The sequence below is a fragment of the Teichococcus aestuarii genome (assembly GCF_003116135.1).
Lineage (GTDB): Bacteria > Pseudomonadota > Alphaproteobacteria > Acetobacterales > Acetobacteraceae > Pseudoroseomonas > Pseudoroseomonas aestuarii.
On record NZ_PDOA01000021.1, the window covers coordinates 1 to 16,854 of the forward strand.

Genomic DNA, 16,854 nt, shown 5'->3' on the forward strand with positions numbered 1-16,854 from the left:
TGTTCACGCCGCACCTGGTGCCGATGACCCGCGGCATCCTCGCCACCCTCTATTGCCGCGGCCGCGCCAGCACGGGCCAGTGCCTGGCGGCGGCCCGGCGCTTCTATGCCGGGCGGGCCTTCGTCCGTGTGACCGACGCGCCGCCGCAGACCAAGTGGGCCACCGGCTCGAACCTCGCCTTTGTCAGCTATGCGGCCGATCCGGAGCGGAACCTGGTGATCGCGATGGGGGTGGTGGACAATCTCGGCAAGGGCGCGGCCGGCCAGGCGGTGCAGAACGCGAACCTGATCTGCGGCCTGCCGGAAACCGCGGGACTGGAGGGGGCGCCTCTCTGGCCCTGAGGCAAGCGGGCCCCGGGGGCGCTGTGCGGCCCGCCTCCCGGGCCCCGCCCGGGGCGGGGGCCGAAGCCGGGGCTCCGCCTGCGGCGGGCGGCGGATGCCTCGGCCCCCGCGCCGCGGGACGGTCCGGCGGCCGACCCTCGCAGCCGGGACGGAGCGCCGGGCTCCGGCGGGGCCGCCCGGCGCAGGCCAAGCGGCGGGCATGAAAAAAGCCGGGCAACGGGTGCCCGGCTTCGTTCGGTCGGCATGGCGGCCCTGGCCTCAGGCGGCGGCGGCGCGCCCGGCCTGGGGGTCGAGGCGGTAGCCGCCACCCTCGGTCAGCAGCAGGGCGGCGTTGGCCGGGTCCGGCTCGATCTTCTGCCGCAGGCGGTAGATGTGCGTCTCCAGCGTGTGCGTGGTGACGGCGGCGTTGTAGCCCCACACCTCGTTCAGCAGGATCTGCCGCGCCACCGGCCGGCCGCCGGCCCGGTAGAGGAACTTCAGGATCGCGGCTTCCTTCTCGGTCAGCCGGATCTTGCGGTTCTTCACCGGCTCCATGAGCATCTTCGCCGAGGGGCGGAAGGTGTAGGGGCCGATGACGAAGACCGCGTCCTCCGAATTGTCGAAGACGCGGAGCTGGGCGCGCAGCCGCGCCAGCAGCTCGCCCACGCGGAAGGGCTTGGCGATGTAGTCGTTGGCGCCGGAATCGAGCCCCCGCACCACATCCTGCTCGCCATCCGCGCCGGTCAGCATGATGATGGGGATCTTCACCCCCTCCTGCCGCAGGCGTGCGCAGAGCTCGCGGCCGTCGCCATCGGGCAGGCCGATGTCGAGCAGCACGGCGTCGCACCGCGAATCGGGCGAGAGCAGCTGTGTCGCCGCCTCGTTCGCCGTGGCGGCTTCCAGAGGCGCGAATTCACCATCCAACGCCAATTGCTCGGACAACGTCGCGCGCAGCGCGTCATCGTCGTCCACGATCAGGATCGGCCGCGGGCCGGTCATGCGCTCTCCCGACTTAGCCTATTGCAAAACATGGCTTCTACCTCCCGGAGTTAGCCGGGCAGCCGGAAGGCCACCAAGCCCTATCCTGACCGTGATGGCCTCACAGGGCAAGACCCACCACCGCGATACGATCATGGGATTCATTTTTCACCACTTTTCTGGGTGGGGTGGCAAGCTGGAACCAAGCGCCACATTGGGGATAACGGAAGACACACCCCATGTGCATGGCTCCCGTGAGAGGCGGAGCGGCACGGGGGCGAGCGGCACACGGAAGGCATCGGATGACCAGCACTGGAAATGTCGCGCCGGATCTGCGGCATGAGGCGGAACTCGGCGCGATCGTGCCGGATGCCGTGGCACTGGCCCTGCGGGCGGTGCATCGCGCGGCCAGCGAGCTGCGCCGCGGCACGCCGGTCCTGATCGCCGAGGCCGGGGCCACGGCCGGGGGGCCGCGCGGCGCGCCGCTGGTGGTGGCCGCCGCCGAGACCGTGGGCGCGCGCGGCCTGGCCGAGATCGCCGCCGCCGCGCTTTCGCCGCCCCTGCTGCTGCTGGCGCCGGTGCGGGCCGCGGCGGTGCTGCAGCGGCCCGTCGCCACCGGCCGGGCGCCGGCCCACGGGCCGGAGGGCCGCCGGCTGGAGGAGGGCGCGGTGGCGCTGCGGCTGCCCGCCGCGCTGCTGGCGCCCGAGGCGCTGCGGCGCCTGGCCGACCCGGTGGCCGAGCGGCTACTGCCCGAGATGCCCGAGTTGCAGGCCACGCCCCCCCTGGCGCCGGCGGCGCTGGCGCTGGCCAAGCTGGGGCGGCTGCTGCCCGCCCTGGTGGTGGCCCCGGCGCGGGAGGATGCCGCCGCCACGCTCGACCTGCTGACCGTGCCGGCGGCCGAGGTGCTGGCCTATCCCGCCGCCGCCGCCACCAGCCTGACGCGCGTGGCCGAGGCGCGGGTGCCGCTCGAGGATTCCGCCGAGAGCCGCATCGTCGCCTTCCGCGCGGCCGATGGCGGCATCGAGCACCTCGCCATCCTGGTGGGCGAGCCGGAGAAGCTGGCGGCGGCGGGCGGCGCGCCGCTGGTGCGCGCCCATTCCGAATGCTTCACCGGCGACCTGCTGGGCAGCCTGCGCTGCGATTGCGGCCCGCAGCTGCGCGGCGCCATCCGCCGCATGGCGCAGGAGGGGGCCGGCGTGCTGCTCTACCTGGCGCAGGAGGGGCGCGGCATCGGTCTCGTCAACAAGCTGCGCGCCTACACGCTGCAGGACCAGGGGCTGGACACCCTGGATGCCAACCGGGCACTCGGCTACGGCGCCGACGAGCGCGGCTTCCTGGTGGCGGCCACCATGCTGGAGCAGCTCGGCATCCGCCGGGTGCGGCTGCTGACCAACAACCCGGACAAGATGGCCGGCCTCGCCGCCTGCGGCATCGCGGTGGAGGGGCGGGAGGCGCACCAGTTCGAGGCCAATGGCGTGAACGACGGCTACCTGGCGACCAAGGCGGCGCGCTTCGGCCACCTGCTGGGCTGAGGCCGCCGGCGCGGGCGGCGGGGGATCCCTCCCCGCCACCCCCCTCCCCGCCACCTCCCTCCCCGCCACCCCTTGCCAAACCCGGCCGCCGCCGCATCCTGCGGGCATGGCCAGCACCGACCCGAACACCGCACTCGTCTTCCCCGATGGCCGCCTGACGCTGCGCGGCACCACCTGGCGCTGCGCCCTCGGCAAGGGCGGCGTGCGCGCGCACAAGGAGGAGGGGGACGGCGCCACCCCCGCCGGTCCGCTGCCGCTGCGCCGCGTGCTCTACCGCGCCGACCGCGGCGCCCCGCCCCGCTGCGCCGTGCCGGTGGAGCCGGTCGCGCCCGAGGATGGCTGGTGCGACGATTCCTCCCACCCCGCCTACAACACCCGCATCCGCCTGCCGCACGACGCCCGGCACGAGGAATTGTGGCGGCAGGACAGCCTCTACGACATCGTCGGCGTGCTGGGCTGGAATGACGCGCCGGTGGTGCGCGGGCGGGGCAGCGCCATCTTCCTGCACCTCGCCCGGCCGGGCTACGCCCCCACCGAGGGCTGCATCGCGCTGGAGGCGGGCGACCTCCGCGCCCTGCTGGCCGCGGGCGTCACCGGCTTCCACGTCCTCGCCCCCTGAAGGCCCCGCCCCATGCCCGAGCTTCCCGAGGTGGAGACGGTGATGCGCGGCCTGGCCGCCGTGCTGGAGGGCCGCACCCTGGTGCGCGCCGCGACCCACCGCGCCGGCATGCGCTGGCCCTTCCCCGAGGGGCTGGCGCAGCGCCTGACCGGCGCGCGGGTGGAGGGCTTCCGCCGCCGCGGCAAGTACATGCTGATGCGCCTCTCGGGCGGCGATTCGGCGCTGATCCACCTCGGCATGTCCGGCCGCATGGTGGCCCGCCCCGCCCGCGCCAACGCGCCCCCGCCCGCGCATGAGCACCTGCTGCTGGAGACCGATGACGGGCAGGTGGTGGGCTTCGTCGACCCGCGCCGCTTCGGCAGCGTGGACCTGGTGCCCACCGCCGCCGAGGACGCCCACAGGCTGCTCGCCGGCATGGGGCCGGAGCCGCTGGAGGCGGGCTTCACCGCCGCCATCCTCTCCGCCGCCCTGGCCGGCCGGCGGACGCCCATCAAGGCCGCGCTGCTCGACCAGCGCGTGGTGGCCGGGCTCGGCAACATCTACGTGGCCGAGGCGCTGTTCCGCGCCGGGCTCTCGCCCCGCCGGCTGGCGCACACCGTCGCCGGCGCGCGCGCGGCGCGGCTGGTGCCCGCCATCAGGGCCGTGCTGGAGGAAGCAATCGCCGCCGGCGGCTCCTCGCTCCGCGACTATGTGCAGGCCGATGGCGAGCTGGGCCACTTCCAGGACCGCTTCCAGGTCTATGACCGCGCGGGCGCGCCCTGCCCGCTCTGCCCCGGCCCGCCGGGCTGCGGCGGCGTCTCGCGCATCGTCCAATCGGGCCGCAGCACCTTCTTCTGCGCCCGCACCCAACGCTGAGAGGAACGCGCCCATGGCCGAGTACACGATGATCCTGACCGAGACCCAGGGGCCCGCCGGCATCATCCGGCTGAACCGCCCGGCGGCGCTGAACGCGCTGTGCAACACCCTGACGCGGGAGATGGCGGCGGCGCTGCGCGACTTCGACGCCGACCCCGCCATCGCCGCCATCATCATCACCGGCAGCGAGAAGGCCTTCGCGGCGGGAGCCGACATCAAGGAGATGCAGCACCTCCGCCACCCGGAGACCTACACGGCCGACTTCATCGCCGAGAGCTGGGAGGCGGTGCTGACGGTGCGCAAGCCCGTCATCGCCGCCGTGGCCGGCTTCGCCCTGGGCGGCGGCTGCGAGCTGGCGATGATGTGCGACATGATCCTGGCCGCCGACACGGCGAGGTTCGGCCAGCCGGAGATCAACCTCGGCATCATCCCCGGCGCGGGGGGCAGCCAGCGGCTGACGCGCGCCATCGGCAAGTCCAAGGCCATGGAGATGGTGCTGACGGGGCGGATGATGCCGGCCGAGGAGGCGGAGCGCGCCGGGCTGGTGGCGCGGGTGGTGCCGGCGGCCGAGCTGCTGCCCGAGGCGGTGAAGGTGGCGGAGAAGATCGGCGCCCTCTCCGCTCCCGCCGTGGCGATGGCCAAGGAGGCGGTGAACGCCGCCTTCGAGCTGCCGCTGCGCGAGGGGGTGCGGCTGGAGCGCCGCCTGTTCCTCAGCCTGTTCGGCACGGAGGGGCAGAAGGAGGGCATGGCCGCCTTCGTCGAGAAGCGGAAGCCGGCCTTCCGCGGCTGAGGCGGCTGAGGCGGCGCCATTCGCCGCCATCCGGCGGCCGGGGAGGGCCGCCGCCGCGCCGTGGCGGCCCGAGTCCCGGCCCTCTCGCTCCCCCCGCCCGCGAGGCCGCCGGGCGGGGCGGAAAGCCGGATTCGCCCTGGCCCCAGGGGCGCCGCGGCCGCCATGTGCCCCCACCGGGGCGGCCATGCCACGCGGCGGAAGCGGCTGCGCATTGACTCTGCGCCCCCCCGGCGGCTAGAAACCGCGCCTTCCCGCAGTGGTCCCGGGCTCGCCTGGGTTGCCTGCGTTCCTGAGACACAGACGACTGGTTCGAAACACCGCCATGGCGAACACGGCTTCCGCGCGCAAGCGCATCCGACAGACGGCCACTCGCAACGAGCGCAATCGCGCCCGCCGCTCGCGCGTTGGCACCTTCCTCACCAAGGTCGAGAAGGCTATTGCGGGGGGCGACAAGGCCGCCGCGCAGGCCGCCTTCAAGGACGCGCAGCCCGAAATGCAGCGCGCCGTGACCAAGGGCGTGCTCCACCTGAACACGGTGGCCCGCAAGCTTTCCCGCCTGACCTCGCGGATCAAGGCCCTGGACTCCGCCCAGGCCTGACCTCACCCCGCACACTGCGGGGTGACCGGCCGGGAGCGATGTTCCGAGCAAGAACCCGTTGCGCCCAGGGCGCAGCGGGGGATAGCCTCCCGGAACAGCCGGCCGGACTAGAAGTATCAGTTTACATCACGGCGTTACCGGTCGTCTTTCATCTGTCGGGTTCACTCCTGAATCCGACAGCATAAAGGCGGAATGGTGAATTGCGCCTGATATCCGACGCGCTGCAGGACTGTTTCCGCCTCTGGCTCCGCCTTCCCGGGCGGAAAGACCGGACAGGAGGCGTGCGTCTCCACATCGGTTTCTCGTTGCCCCGTGAGGGGATGCATCAGGCCGGCCAAAGGCCAAGACATAGGGTGGCAGGTGCTTCGCATGGAGAATGAGCTCGGCACTCCCTCCTCCGTCGCGCCGGGACAGGTGACGGAAGCCTGGGCCCGGATCCGCGGGCGCCTGCGCGAGGAAGTGGGCGAGGTCGAGTATCGCAGCTGGCTGCGCCAGATGACCCTCTCCGCCATCGAGGGCGAGGAGGCGGTCATCCTGCTGCCCACGCGCTTCCTGCGCGACTGGGTGCGCAACCACTATGGCGACCGCCTGCGCAGCCTCTGGGGCGCCGAGAATCTCGGCGTCCGCCGCATCGACATCCGCGTGGCCCCCGAGAGCCGCTCGCTGGAGGCCGCCGAGGCCGCGCCGCAGGCGGATGGCCTGGCCGGCGCCGCGCCCGTGGCGCGCGCGCACCAGACCACCCTGCCGCTGGCCGAGCCGCTCTCCTCCCCGCCGCGCGGGCCGGAGCCGCGCGTCCCCGAGTCGCGCAACGACTGGGCGGCGCCGCTCGACCCGCGCTTCACCTTCGACAGCTTCGTGGTGGGCAAGCCGAACGAGTTCGCCCATGCCTGCGCCCGCCGCGTGGCGGAGAAGCCGGCCAGCCCGGGCTTCAACCCGCTCTTCCTCTATGGCGGCGTCGGCCTCGGCAAGACGCACCTGATGCATGCCATCGCCTGGGCGATCTCCTTCAACGGCCAGCGCAACGTCGCCTACATGTCGGCCGAGAAGTTCATGTACCGCTTCATCGCCGCGCTGCGCTCGCAGAGCACGATGGAGTTCAAGGAAAGCCTCCGCTCCGTCGACGTGCTGATGATCGACGATCTGCAATTCCTGATCGGCAAGGACAACACGCAGGAGGAGTTCTTCCACACCTTCAACGCGCTGGTGGATGCCGGTAAGCAGATCGTCGTCTCCGCCGACAAGTCGCCCTCCGACCTCTCGGGGCTGGAGGACCGGCTGCGGACGCGGCTCGGCTGCGGCATGGTGGCGGACATCCACGCCACCACCTACGAGTTGCGCATCTCCATCCTCCAGGCCAAGGCCCAGGGGGCGGAGGTGGAGGTGCCGCCGCGCGTGCTGGAGTTCCTGGCGCACAAGATCACCTCCAACGTGCGGGAGCTGGAGGGCGCGCTGAACCGGCTGATCGCCCACGCCAACCTGTTCGGCCGGCCGATCACGCTGGAATCGGCGCAGGAGGTGCTGCACGACATCCTGCGCGCCCATGATCGCCGCGTGACGATCGAGGAGATCCAGCGCAAGGTGGCGGAGCACTACAACATCCGCCTCACCGACATGTCCTCGGCCCGCCGCGCCCGCAACGTGGCCCGGCCGCGCCAGGTGGCGATGTACCTGGCCAAGCAGCTCACCTCCCGCTCGCTGCCCGAGATCGGCCGCCGCTTCGGCAACCGCGACCACACCACGGTGATGCACGCCGTCTCCCGCGTGGCGGAGCTGATGCAGTCCGACAGCACCTTCGCCGAGGATGTCGAGCTGCTGCGGCGGATGCTGGAGAATTAAGAACTTCTTTTTCTGAAGAAAAAGAAGCAAAAAGACTTTGTCAGTTTGGCGCCGCGCTGAACTGACAAAAGTTTTTTGGTTCTTTTTTCCAAAAAAGAACGTCTCTCACTTCCTGCTGTATCGCGGCACCGCTCCCTCTTCGCGGACCACCCTCCCCTCCGCCACCAGCCGGTTCAGATGCGCCAGCGTCTCGCCCAGGGCGAAGCCGCGCGGCCGGTGTTCCTTCACGCGCGGGAACAGCACGCCGGACGCCTCGTAGGCGGTGAGCGGCGTGGCGCAGGCGGCTTCCAGCGTGCCGAGTCGCTCCGCATGGTGCGCCGCCAGCACATCGATCCGCTCATGCAGCCCGAGGAAGGGCTCGCCATGCGAGGGCAGCACCAGCGTCCCCGCCGGCAGGGCGCGCAGCCTGGCGTTCGAGTCGAGGAAATCGCGCAGCGGGTCCGCCTCCGGCTCGGTGGCGCCGACGCCGACATAGGGGCTGATGCGCGGCAGGATCTGGTCCGCCGCGATCAGCACGCCGAGTTCGGCGCAGTGCAGCGCCGCCATCTCCGGCGCATGGCCGCCGCCGGTCATCACCCGCCACTCCTGGCCACCGATGGCGATCCGGTCATCCTGGGCGATGCGGCGGTACTGTCGGGGCAGCGGCATCACGGCGCGGGCGTAGAGCGGGCCGCGCGCGGCGAGGAAGGCCAGGTAGTCCTCCGGCGCGCCCAGGGCGGCCGCGAAGTCGAGCTGCTGCGCCGACATGCCCTCATCCGTGTCGAGGCAGAGGAAGCGGGCCATCAGGTACTCGGCGCGCGGCATCAGCAGCGCGGCGCCGGTGCGCTCGCACAGCCAGCCGGCGAAGCCCACATGGTCGGGGTGGAAATGCGTGGCCAGCAGGCGGGTGACGGGGCGGCCCTCCAGCCCCTCCTCCAGGATGCGGGTCCAGAGGCCGACCGACTCGTCGGTGCGCGCCCCGGCATCGACGGCCAGCCAGCCCGCGCCATCCGCCAGCAGCCAGAGGTTCACATGGCCGGGCGGGAAGGGCAGCGGCATCCGCGCCCAGCGCAGCCCGGGCCGGATCTCGGCCACGGCGCCGGGCTCGGGCGGCGGGGGCAGGGTGGCTTCGGCCTCGGTCATGCGGCGTTCCTCCAGGCGGGATTTGCTGCCATCCTCCGCCGGCATGGCGGATCACGCCAGCCCGCCCTTCGCAATGCAGCAAAGCGGTGCAAGACTCGGCCCGCCAGCAGGCCGACAAGGAAACGACCCATGCACCACGGCACCCAGCCCGTCCCGGGCCGGCCGAGCCCCGCCGCCGGAGCGGCCGGCGCCTCGCTCGGCGGGCCCCCGGCCTACCGTGTCTTCCCGCGCGCCGAATGGGCGGAGCTGCGCGCCAACACGCCGCTCTCCCTGTCGGACGAGGACATCGCCGGGCTGCGCGGCCTGACGGAGCAGCTGTCGCTGAAGGAGGTGGCGGATGTGTTCCTCCCCCTCTCCCGCCTGCTGAACCTGCAGGTGGCGGCGGCGCGCGGGCTCGGCGTGGTGCAGGACACCTTCCTCGGCCGCCCGGTGGTGCCGCCGCCCTACATCATCGGCATCGCCGGCAGCGTGGCGGTGGGCAAGAGCACCTTCGCCCGCGTGCTGCAGGCCATCCTGGCCCGCTGGCCGGACCACCCGAAGGTGGAGCTGATCACCACGGACGGCTTCCTCTACCCGACGGCGGTGCTGGAGGAGCGCGGGCTGATGGGGCGCAAGGGCTTCCCCGAGAGCTACGACCTGCGGCGGATGATCGCCTTCCTCAGCGCCGTGAAGGCGGGCGCGCCGGAGGTGGCGGCGCCGGTCTATTCCCACCTCACCTACGACATCATCCCCGGCAAGCAGCAGATGGTGCGGCGGCCGGACATCCTGATCTTCGAGGGGCTGAACGTGCTGCAGCCCTCCGCCGGCGCGCCGCTGCTGGCCTCGGACTTCTTCGACTTCTCGGTCTATGTCGATGCGGAGGAGCGGCACATCGCGGAGTGGTACATCCAGCGCTTCCTGCTGCTGCAGCGCACCGCCTTCCAGAAGCCCACCTCCTACTTCCACCGCTACAAGGACCTGCCGGAGCAGGAGGCGATCGCGGTGGCGCAGAACATCTGGCGGCAGATCAACCTCGTGAACCTGCACGAGAACATCCAGCCGACGCGGGAGCGCGCGCGCCTGGTGCTGCACAAGAGCGCCAACCACAGCGTGGACGAGATCTGGCTGCGGCGCATGTAGCAGGGGCGGGGCAGCCGCGCGGTCTTTCACGGGAAATACTTGAAACCCTTGCGCCGCCGCGCAGCGGGCGGCCGAATCATGACGCAGCGGTGAACAGTCCGCACAAGAAATTACAGCATTTTCACATCGCTGCCTTAGTAAAACCCTCCTCCATTGAACTCGTCGTGAAGGCGCGCATTGCCCCCCTCGCAATGCGTAATTTTTGAGTAAAGTCCAGCTTATGCGCCATGGCCGGGCGCGACGTCTCAATTCGCGAAGCGTTGCCCAGCCCTGACATCCTGCCGACGGGGGAGACTTCAGACCCATGCTGTTCAACTCGGCCGTCTTCATTGCCGGCTTCCTGCCTGTTGTTTTGCTTGGGTTTTTCCTGTTCGCAGGCACGGGCCGGCAGCGGCTGGCGGGCCTCTGGCTGACCCTCGCCTCGCTGGTGTTCTATGGCTGGTGGGACCCGCATTACGTGCCGCTCCTGCTGGCCAGCATGACCGCCAACTATTGCCTGGGCGGATACTTGCTGAAGCATCCCTCCCGCGCGGTTCTGGTGCTGGGCATTGCCGGCAACCTGCTGCTGCTCGGCTACTACAAGTACACCGGCTTCCTGCTGAGCAGCGTCGACCAGGCCTTCGGGCTGGAGTGGACGGTGCCCAACATCATCCTGCCGCTGGCCATCTCCTTCTTCACCTTCCAGCAGATCGCCTACCTGTCGGACGCGCATGACGGCGCGGTGGTGGAGCACGACTTCCTCAACTACTGCCTGTTCATCACCTTCTTCCCCCACCTGATCGCCGGCCCCATCACCCACCACCGGGAGATGCTGTCGCAGTTCAGCAACCCGGACAATTTCCGGCCGCGCTTCGACAACATCTCGGTCGGCGCCACGCTGTTCCTGCTCGGCCTGTTCAAGAAGGTGGTGTTCGCCGACCCGATGGGCGCCGAGGCCGCCCCCGTCTTCGCCGCCGCGGCCGATGGCGTGCAGCTTGGGCTGCTCGACTCCTGGGGCGGCGCGCTCTCCTACACGCTGCAGATCTACTTCGACTTCTCGGGCTACACCGACATGGCGATCGGCCTCGGCCTGCTGTTCGGCATCAGCCTGCCGCCGAATTTCGACAGCCCCTACAAGGCGCGCAACGTCATCGAATACTGGTCGCGCTGGCACATGACGCTGACGCGCTTCCTGACCGCCTATGTCTACAACCCCATCGTCATGCGCATCACCCGCGCCCGGGCGGCCGCCGGCAAGCCGCTGCCGCGCCGCGGCAAGATGACGGCCGGCACCTTCCTGGCGCTGGTCGCCTGGCCGACGGTGCTGACCATGTTCATCTCCGGCGTCTGGCACGGGGCGGGCTGGCAGTTCGTGGCCTTCGGCCTGCTGCACGGCTTCTACCTGGTGGTGGCGCATGCCTGGCGGGCCTGGAAGGCGCGCACCGGCCGGCCGCTCGACAGCGACAGCTGGGCGAAGAACGCGGTGGCCATCCTGTTCACCTTCCTCTGCATCAACGTGGCGATGGTGTTCTTCCGCGCCCCGCACCTCACCGGCGCGCTGAACCTGCTGGCCGGCATGGCGGGGCTGAACGGCGTCACCCTGCCGCCCTCCATCGCCGGGCTGCCGGTGGTGGGCGCGGTGGCGGGGGCGCTCGGCATCGGCGCCGAGCCGGGGGCGTTCTTCCGCCCCATGCTGGGCCTGCACATCGCGCTGCTGCTGGCCATCGTCTGGGGCCTGCCCAACACCCAGCAGTTCATGCGCCACTACCGCACGGCGCTGAACTGGCGGCCGCGCATGAACTGGCTGCAGCCGGTGCTGCCCTTCGCCACCTGGCGGCCCACCGCCGCCTACGGCGTGGTGATCGGCCTCGCCGGCTTCTACGCCCTGGCGCGGGCCTTCTCCGCCGCGCCCACCGAATTCCTCTACTTCCAGTTCTGAGGCGGATTCCATGGAACAGCTCCCCTGGCTGCCGGCCCATGCCGATCTCGGCGCAGCCCTCAGCGCGGCCCGCCGGCTGGAGCCGGCGGCGCGCTTCGCGGAAGCCGTGCGCCTCGCCGGCTACCGGCGCGACTTCACCCTCACCGGCCGCATCGACCGGCTGGCGACCGACGGCCTGGCCGACCCGGCGCTGCGCGAGGGCGTGCGCCCGGCGCTGACGCCGCTGCGGCTGGCCATCCTCTCCTCCCACACCGTGGACCACCTGGTGCCGGCCATCCGCGTCTCGGGGCTGGACCGGCGGGTGGCGCTCTCGGTGCATGTCGCCCCCTACGGCATGTACCGGCAGGCGCTGCTGGGCGAGGACCCGGAGCTGGCCGCCTTCGCCCCCCAGCTGATCCTGCTGGCGCTGGATGCACGCGACGCGCCGATCGACCTGCCGCTGGACAGCGACGAGGCCACCGTGGAGGCCGCCGTGCAGGCGCGCATCGACGAGTTGCGCACCCTCTGGCGCCGCGCCCGCGCCCGCTACGGCGCGCAGGTGGTGCAGCAGACCCTGGTGCCGGCCGACCCGCTGCTGTTCGGCTCCTTCGAGGCGCTGGTGCCGGCGGCGCCGCACAGCGTCATCGAGCGGCTGAACACCGCCATCCGCGCCGCCGCGCGGCAGGAGGGCGTGCTGCTGCTCGACCTCGCCTGGCAGGCGGCGCGCCTCGGCCATGCCTCGGGTCTGGCCGACCCGGTGCGCTGGCACCAGGCCAAGCAGCTGGTCAGCCCGGCGCTGGCGCCGCTCTATGGCGACCTCGTCGCCCGCATCGCCGGTGCCGTCGCCGGCACCTCGCGCAAATGCCTGGTGCTCGACCTCGACAACACCCTCTGGGGCGGCGTCATCGGCGATGACGGGCTGGACGGCATCCGGCTGGGCCAGGGCAATGCCACGGGCGAGGCCTTCCTCGCCTTCCAGCGCTACGCCGCGGCGCTTGGCCGGCGCGGCATCATCCTGGCCGTGTGCAGCAAGAACAACCCGGAAGTGGCCGAGGAGGTGTTCGCCAAGCACCCCGAGATGGCACTGCGGCGCGGCGACATCGCCTGCTTCGTCGCCAACTGGAACGACAAGGCCGGCAACCTCCGCCACATCGCCAAGACGCTGAACATCGGCCTCGACAGCCTCGTCTTCGTCGACGACAACCCGGCCGAGCGCGAGATCATCCGCCGCGAGCTGCCGGAGGTGGCGGTGCCGGAGGTGACGGAGGACGTCTCGGACTACCCCGCCATCGTCGGCGCCGCGGGCTATTTCGAGGCGGCCGGCTTCACCGCCGATGACGCGGCCCGCGCCCGCTCCTACGCGCTGAACGCCGAGCGGCAGGCGGCGCTGGAGCAGGCGACCGACATCACCGGCTATCTCCGCAGCCTCGCCATGAAGATGACGGCGCGGCGCGTCGGCCCCGCCGAGCTGCCGCGCGTGACGCAGCTCATCAACAAGACCAACCAGTTCAACCTGACCACCCGCCGCTACACGGATGCCGACACGGCCCGCTTCGCCGCCGACCCGGAGACGCTGCTGCTCTCGCTCCGCCTCAGCGACCGCTTCGGCGACAACGGGCTGATCGCGGTGCTGATGGCCCGCCCCGACCCGGCCCTGCCCCCCGGCGAGCTGCTGATCGACACCTGGCTGATGAGCTGCCGCGTGCTCGGCCGCCAGGTGGAGGAGGCCTCGCTCGGCGTGCTGCTGGAGCATGCCAGCCAGCGCGGCGTGAAGGCGCTCGTCGGCGAGTATCGCCCCACCGCCAAGAACGGCATGGTGGCCCGGCACTATGAGAAGCTGGGCTTCGCCCCGGTACCCGCGCCGGAGGGCGCCGAATCCGGCGCCACCTTCTGGCGCTACGAACTGCGCGCCGCCGAGGCGCCCGCCCATTACATCGAAGTGGAAGCCGCATGACCGAGGCCCAGATCTACGACGCCCTGACCGAAGTGTTCCAGGACGTGTTCGACGACGACGACATCCGCCTGACCTCCGGCACCACGGCGGCCGATGTCCCGGGCTGGGACAGCCAGGCGCATGTGAACCTCGTGGTGGCGGCCGAGATGCGCTTCGGCGTCCGCTTCCGCACCGCCGAGCTCGAGTCGCTGCACAATGTGGGCGACTTCGTGCAGCTCATCGCCAGCAAGCAGCAGGGAGCCCGGTAGCCATGGCCGCATCTCCTCCCGGCCATGGGCCGGGGGCGGCACCGCCCTCCCCGCCCGTGCCGCCGCGCTACCTGAGCGCGCTGTTCGCCAGCGCCTTCCTGGCGCTGCTGGGCTTCTACGGCCTGCTGTTCGGCCTCCGCGCCACCGGCCACCTGCCGCCGCCGGCCTTCGCCAACTCCATCTGCGTCGATGAGAAGCTGGCCTTCCACCGCACCCACCCGGCGCCGGGCGCCACCCTGCTGGTGGTCGGCTCCTCCGTGGCGTGGCGGCATTTCGACGGCGACGCGGTGGTGGAGCGCGCCCCTCAGGCGGTGCCGCTGAGCGGCGCCTTCTGCGGCCTCTCGGCCAACCAGAGCGTGTTCGCCGCCAACTGGTTCCTCGACCGCCAGCCCGCCGTGCGCGAGGTGCTGCTGATCACCTCGCCGCAGGATTTCGAGAACTGCACCACCAGCCGCACCACGCTGTTCGACGGCGCGGACGCGGCCGCCTATGTGGACGGCGCCTCCCCCTGGCCCTTCTACATGCGCTACTTCGCGCCCACCTCGCTGCTGCGCAACGCCAGCGAGATCGCCGCCAAGCGCAGCGGCGAGAACTGGATCGACCCGCTGGTGTTCGACCGCTACGGCAGCGGCCCGCTGGACACGCCGCGCAACCGCGAGACGCTGCTCTACGGCATGGTGCGGACGCTGGACCAGGCCTGCTTCGATTCGGTGGCCAGGCTCGGCCAGCGGCTGCAGGGCGAAGGCAAGCGGCTGCTGGTGGCCTCCACCCCGCTCAACCCCGCCTGGAAGGCCGAGGGCGACCCGCAGGGCCGGACGGTGGCCGAGTTCAACCAGCGCATGGAGGCGGCGCTCGCCCCCTCCGGCGGCACCTTCTGGGATGGCGACGCCGCCCAGGTGGTGGGCCCCGAGGCCTTCTTCGACGCCATCCACCTGCGCTGGTCCGCCGCCCGCACCTATTCGGACGCGCTGGCCGAGGCGCTGAAGCTCGGTTCGGTCGCGCCGCCGCGCCCCACCCTGCTGTCCGAGCAGCGCGCCCCCTGAGGAGGGGGCGCCCTTCCCCGGCGCCGGAGAAAGGCGCCGGGGAGAAAGGCGCCGGGGAGAAAAGCGCCAGACATGACAAAGGCGGCCGTTGGCCGCCTTTTCCGTCTTCAGATTCGGTCTGTGCCGGGAGCCGCGCGGCGGGTGGTGGAGCTGAGGGGAATCGAACCCCTGACCTCCTCATTGCGAACGAGGCGCTCTCCCATCTGAGCTACAGCCCCACACTCGCGCGGTGGGCGGCTTATCCCCGAGGTCGCGGCACGAGTCAAGCGGTGCTTGCCGTGGAGCCGCGCGCTTCGTATCTCAGGGCCTCACGTGAAGGGGATGGCGATGTACGCGGTGTTTTGGTTCGTCGATCAGGCAATCGGCCTCTATGTGTGGGCGCTCATCATCGCCGCCGTGTTCAGCCTGCTGGTCGCGTTCAACGTGCTCGACACCCGCAACCGCTTCGTCTGGGCGGTGGGCGACTTCCTCCACAAGATCACCGAGCCGGCGCTGCGGCCGATCCGCAACTTCATGCCCAATCTCGGCGGCATCGACATCTCGCCGATGATCCTGATCCTGCTGCTCTACGCCTTCCGCATCTTCCTCTGGACCACCCTCTGGCCGCTGGTGGCGGGCTGAGCGGACGCTGGACGAAGGGCTGGCGCGCGGTGGAGGGGGGCGTGGAGCTGCGCGTGAAGGCGCAGCCCCGGGCCCGCCGCCCCGGCCTCGGCGGCTGGGCCGATTCGGCCACCGGCCCGCGCCTGCGGCTGGCGGTGAACGCGGCGCCCGAGGATGGCCGCGCCAACCGCGCCCTCTGCGCCCTGCTGGCCGAGGCGCTGCATGTCCCCCCTTCCGCCATCGCGGTGGTGCAGGGCGCCACGTCGCGGGAAAAGACCTGCCGCATCCTGGGCGACCCCGCCCGGCTGAGCGAGCAACTGGAGACCCTGGCATGACCGCGAGCATCATCGACGGCAAGGCCGTGGCCGCGGCGCTGCGCGCGCGCCTGGCCGAGCGCGTGAAGGCCCTGCCCTACACCCCCGGCCTGCGCGTGGTGCGCGTGGGCGAGGACCCGGCGAGCGGCGTCTATGTCCGCAACAAGGACCGCGCGGCGCGCGAGGCGGGGCTCGACAGCGCCACGCTCCAGCTGCCCGAGGAGACACCCGAGGCCGAGCTGCTGGCCCTGGTGCGCCGGCTGAACGAGGACCCGGCGGTGGACGGCATCCTGGTGCAGTTGCCGCTGCCCCGGCAGATCGACGCCGCCAAGGTGCTGGCCGCCATCGACCCGGCCAAGGACGTGGACGGCTTCCACGCCATGAACGCCGGCAAGCTCGCCACCGGGCAGCCCGGGCTGGTGCCCTGCACGCCGAAGGGGGTGATGCACCTGCTCGCCGCCGCCGGCACCGCCATCGCCGGGGCGCGCGCCGTGGTGCTCGGGCGCTCCAACATCGTCGGCAAGCCGATGGCCGCGCTGCTGCTGGCGGCCGACGCCACCGTGACCGTGGTGCATTCCCGCACGCGCGACCTCGCCTCGGAATGCCGCCGCGCCGAGATCCTGGTCGCCGCCGTGGGGCGGCCGGAGATGGTGAAGGGCGACTGGATCGCCGAAGGCGCCACCGTCATCGATGTCGGCATCAACCGCCTGGCCAATGGCGGGCTGGTGGGCGACGTGGACTTCGCCGCCGCGCGCGAGCGGGCCGCGGCCATCACCCCCGTGCCGGGCGGCGTCGGGCCCATGACCATCGCCTGCCTGCTGGAGAACACGGTGGACGCGGCGGTCGCGCGGCGGAAGTAAAAAAGTCAGCGTTCTTTTTTGGAAAAAAGAACCAAAAAACTTTCTGCAGTTTGGCGCTCGCGGGCGGATGGCGCGGCGCCAGACCCGGAAAGTCTCTTTGCCTCTTTTTCTTCAGAGAAAGAAGATGACTTCAGATTGTCACCGCGCCGCCACGGGGTTGCAGCGCGGC

The 16,854-nt window shown here is 71.5% G+C and carries 17 protein-coding genes and 1 tRNA gene; 15 read left to right on the forward strand and 3 right to left on the reverse strand.

The features are described from left to right. On the forward strand, positions 1-341 hold a 341-nt coding region (locus tag CR165_RS20335; RefSeq protein WP_281262115.1), incomplete at its 5' end, for an Asd/ArgC dimerization domain-containing protein. 258 nt (positions 342-599) lie between these two features. Here the strand turns inward: CR165_RS20335 and CR165_RS20340 are convergent. Next, positions 600-1,319 carry a response regulator transcription factor gene (locus tag CR165_RS20340; protein ID WP_109518774.1) on the reverse strand — a complete coding sequence of 240 codons (720 nt, stop codon included), beginning with the start codon at positions 1,317-1,319 and terminating at the stop codon, positions 600-602. A gap of 281 nt (positions 1,320-1,600) precedes the next feature. On the opposite strand from CR165_RS20340, the gene CR165_RS20345 reads away from it, so the two are divergent. The 6 genes from CR165_RS20345 to dnaA all read left to right on the forward strand — a co-directional run bounded on the left by CR165_RS20345 (position 1,601) and on the right by dnaA (position 7,528). Further along, positions 1,601-2,830, forward strand: coding sequence for a GTP cyclohydrolase II (locus tag CR165_RS20345; RefSeq protein WP_109518775.1), 1,230 nt, complete (start codon positions 1,601-1,603; stop codon positions 2,828-2,830). A gap of 106 nt (positions 2,831-2,936) precedes the next feature. After that, positions 2,937-3,449 (forward strand): L,D-transpeptidase family protein, encoded by a 513-nt coding sequence (locus tag CR165_RS20350; RefSeq protein ID WP_109518776.1) that lies wholly within the window; start codon positions 2,937-2,939, stop codon positions 3,447-3,449. Between the two features lie 12 nt (positions 3,450-3,461). Then, positions 3,462-4,304 (forward strand): bifunctional DNA-formamidopyrimidine glycosylase/DNA-(apurinic or apyrimidinic site) lyase, encoded by an 843-nt coding sequence (gene mutM, locus CR165_RS20355; RefSeq protein WP_109518777.1) that lies wholly within the window; start codon positions 3,462-3,464, stop codon positions 4,302-4,304. 13 nt (positions 4,305-4,317) lie between these two features. Next, a complete protein-coding gene (locus CR165_RS20360) occupies positions 4,318-5,094 on the forward strand; it encodes an enoyl-CoA hydratase (RefSeq protein ID WP_109518778.1) in 777 nt (258 codons plus the stop codon). Positions 5,095-5,416: 322 nt separating this feature from the next. Next, positions 5,417-5,692, forward strand: a complete 276-nt coding sequence (gene rpsT / locus CR165_RS20365) for a 30S ribosomal protein S20 (protein ID WP_109518779.1) — start codon at positions 5,417-5,419, stop codon at positions 5,690-5,692. Between the two features lie 369 nt (positions 5,693-6,061). Next, positions 6,062-7,528 (forward strand): chromosomal replication initiator protein DnaA, encoded by a 1,467-nt coding sequence (gene dnaA, locus CR165_RS20370; protein ID WP_109518780.1) that lies wholly within the window; start codon positions 6,062-6,064, stop codon positions 7,526-7,528. Positions 7,529-7,633: 105 nt separating this feature from the next. Here the strand turns inward: dnaA and CR165_RS20375 are convergent, their stop codons facing one another. After that, entirely contained in the window at positions 7,634-8,650 is a 1,017-nt protein-coding gene (locus CR165_RS20375; protein ID WP_109518830.1) for an MBL fold metallo-hydrolase, read from the reverse strand. Between the two features lie 129 nt (positions 8,651-8,779). Between CR165_RS20375 and coaA the strand changes: the two genes are divergently transcribed. From coaA to CR165_RS20400, 5 genes are all read left to right on the forward strand, one after another. Continuing rightward, complete coding sequence (gene coaA / locus CR165_RS20380; RefSeq protein WP_109518781.1) at positions 8,780-9,769, forward strand: type I pantothenate kinase; 990 nt, start codon at positions 8,780-8,782, stop codon at positions 9,767-9,769. A gap of 304 nt (positions 9,770-10,073) precedes the next feature. Further along, positions 10,074-11,687 carry an MBOAT family O-acyltransferase gene (locus CR165_RS20385; RefSeq protein WP_109518782.1) on the forward strand — a complete coding sequence of 538 codons (1,614 nt, stop codon included), beginning with the start codon at positions 10,074-10,076 and terminating at the stop codon, positions 11,685-11,687. 10 nt (positions 11,688-11,697) lie between these two features. After that, positions 11,698-13,620 carry an HAD-IIIC family phosphatase gene (locus CR165_RS20390; protein WP_109518783.1) on the forward strand — a complete coding sequence of 641 codons (1,923 nt, stop codon included), beginning with the start codon at positions 11,698-11,700 and terminating at the stop codon, positions 13,618-13,620. Next, positions 13,617-13,868 carry an acyl carrier protein gene (locus CR165_RS20395; RefSeq protein WP_109518784.1) on the forward strand — a complete coding sequence of 84 codons (252 nt, stop codon included), beginning with the start codon at positions 13,617-13,619 and terminating at the stop codon, positions 13,866-13,868. Before CR165_RS20390 ends, CR165_RS20395 begins: the two co-directional genes overlap by 4 nt. Positions 13,869-13,870: 2 nt before the next feature. After that, positions 13,871-14,911 (forward strand): hypothetical protein, encoded by a 1,041-nt coding sequence (locus tag CR165_RS20400; RefSeq protein WP_146201957.1) that lies wholly within the window; start codon positions 13,871-13,873, stop codon positions 14,909-14,911. Positions 14,912-15,053: 142 nt separating this feature from the next. Here CR165_RS20400 and CR165_RS20405 read toward each other — a convergent pair. Next, positions 15,054-15,129, reverse strand: a tRNA-Ala gene (locus CR165_RS20405). 109 nt (positions 15,130-15,238) lie between these two features. On the opposite strand from CR165_RS20405, the gene CR165_RS25165 reads away from it, so the two are divergent. Genes CR165_RS25165 through folD form a run of 3 tightly spaced genes read left to right on the forward strand, consistent with a single transcriptional unit; the run spans position 15,239 to position 16,685 of the window. Beyond that, entirely contained in the window at positions 15,239-15,532 is a 294-nt protein-coding gene (locus tag CR165_RS25165) for a YggT family protein (RefSeq protein ID WP_109518786.1), read from the forward strand. 41 nt (positions 15,533-15,573) lie between these two features. Then, positions 15,574-15,846 carry a DUF167 domain-containing protein gene (locus tag CR165_RS25170; protein ID WP_181378262.1) on the forward strand — a complete coding sequence of 91 codons (273 nt, stop codon included), beginning with the start codon at positions 15,574-15,576 and terminating at the stop codon, positions 15,844-15,846. Continuing rightward, positions 15,843-16,685, forward strand: coding sequence for a bifunctional methylenetetrahydrofolate dehydrogenase/methenyltetrahydrofolate cyclohydrolase FolD (folD, locus tag CR165_RS20420; protein WP_109518787.1), 843 nt, complete (start codon positions 15,843-15,845; stop codon positions 16,683-16,685). The genes CR165_RS25170 and folD overlap by 4 nt, the downstream gene beginning before the upstream one ends. Positions 16,686-16,854: the final 169 nt, after the last annotated feature.

Coding starts and splice junctions, on each gene's coding strand:
- folD (WP_109518787.1), top strand. CDS start 15,843: ATGACCGCGAGCATCATCGACGGCAAGGCCGTGGCCGCGGCGCTGCGC.
- coaA (WP_109518781.1), top strand. CDS start 8,780: ATGCACCACGGCACCCAGCCCGTCCCGGGCCGGCCGAGCCCCGCCGCC.
- CR165_RS20340 (WP_109518774.1), bottom strand. CDS start 1,319: ATGACCGGCCCGCGGCCGATCCTGATCGTGGACGACGATGACGCGCTG.
- CR165_RS20375 (WP_109518830.1), bottom strand. CDS start 8,650: ATGACCGAGGCCGAAGCCACCCTGCCCCCGCCGCCCGAGCCCGGCGCC.
- CR165_RS20385 (WP_109518782.1), top strand. CDS start 10,074: ATGCTGTTCAACTCGGCCGTCTTCATTGCCGGCTTCCTGCCTGTTGTT.
- CR165_RS25165 (WP_109518786.1), top strand. CDS start 15,239: ATGTACGCGGTGTTTTGGTTCGTCGATCAGGCAATCGGCCTCTATGTG.
- CR165_RS20390 (WP_109518783.1), top strand. CDS start 11,698: ATGGAACAGCTCCCCTGGCTGCCGGCCCATGCCGATCTCGGCGCAGCC.
- CR165_RS20360 (WP_109518778.1), top strand. CDS start 4,318: ATGGCCGAGTACACGATGATCCTGACCGAGACCCAGGGGCCCGCCGGC.
- rpsT (WP_109518779.1), top strand. CDS start 5,417: ATGGCGAACACGGCTTCCGCGCGCAAGCGCATCCGACAGACGGCCACT.
- CR165_RS20400 (WP_146201957.1), top strand. CDS start 13,871: ATGGCCGCATCTCCTCCCGGCCATGGGCCGGGGGCGGCACCGCCCTCC.
- CR165_RS20350 (WP_109518776.1), top strand. CDS start 2,937: ATGGCCAGCACCGACCCGAACACCGCACTCGTCTTCCCCGATGGCCGC.
- CR165_RS20395 (WP_109518784.1), top strand. CDS start 13,617: ATGACCGAGGCCCAGATCTACGACGCCCTGACCGAAGTGTTCCAGGAC.
- CR165_RS20345 (WP_109518775.1), top strand. CDS start 1,601: ATGACCAGCACTGGAAATGTCGCGCCGGATCTGCGGCATGAGGCGGAA.
- dnaA (WP_109518780.1), top strand. CDS start 6,062: ATGGAGAATGAGCTCGGCACTCCCTCCTCCGTCGCGCCGGGACAGGTG.
- mutM (WP_109518777.1), top strand. CDS start 3,462: ATGCCCGAGCTTCCCGAGGTGGAGACGGTGATGCGCGGCCTGGCCGCC.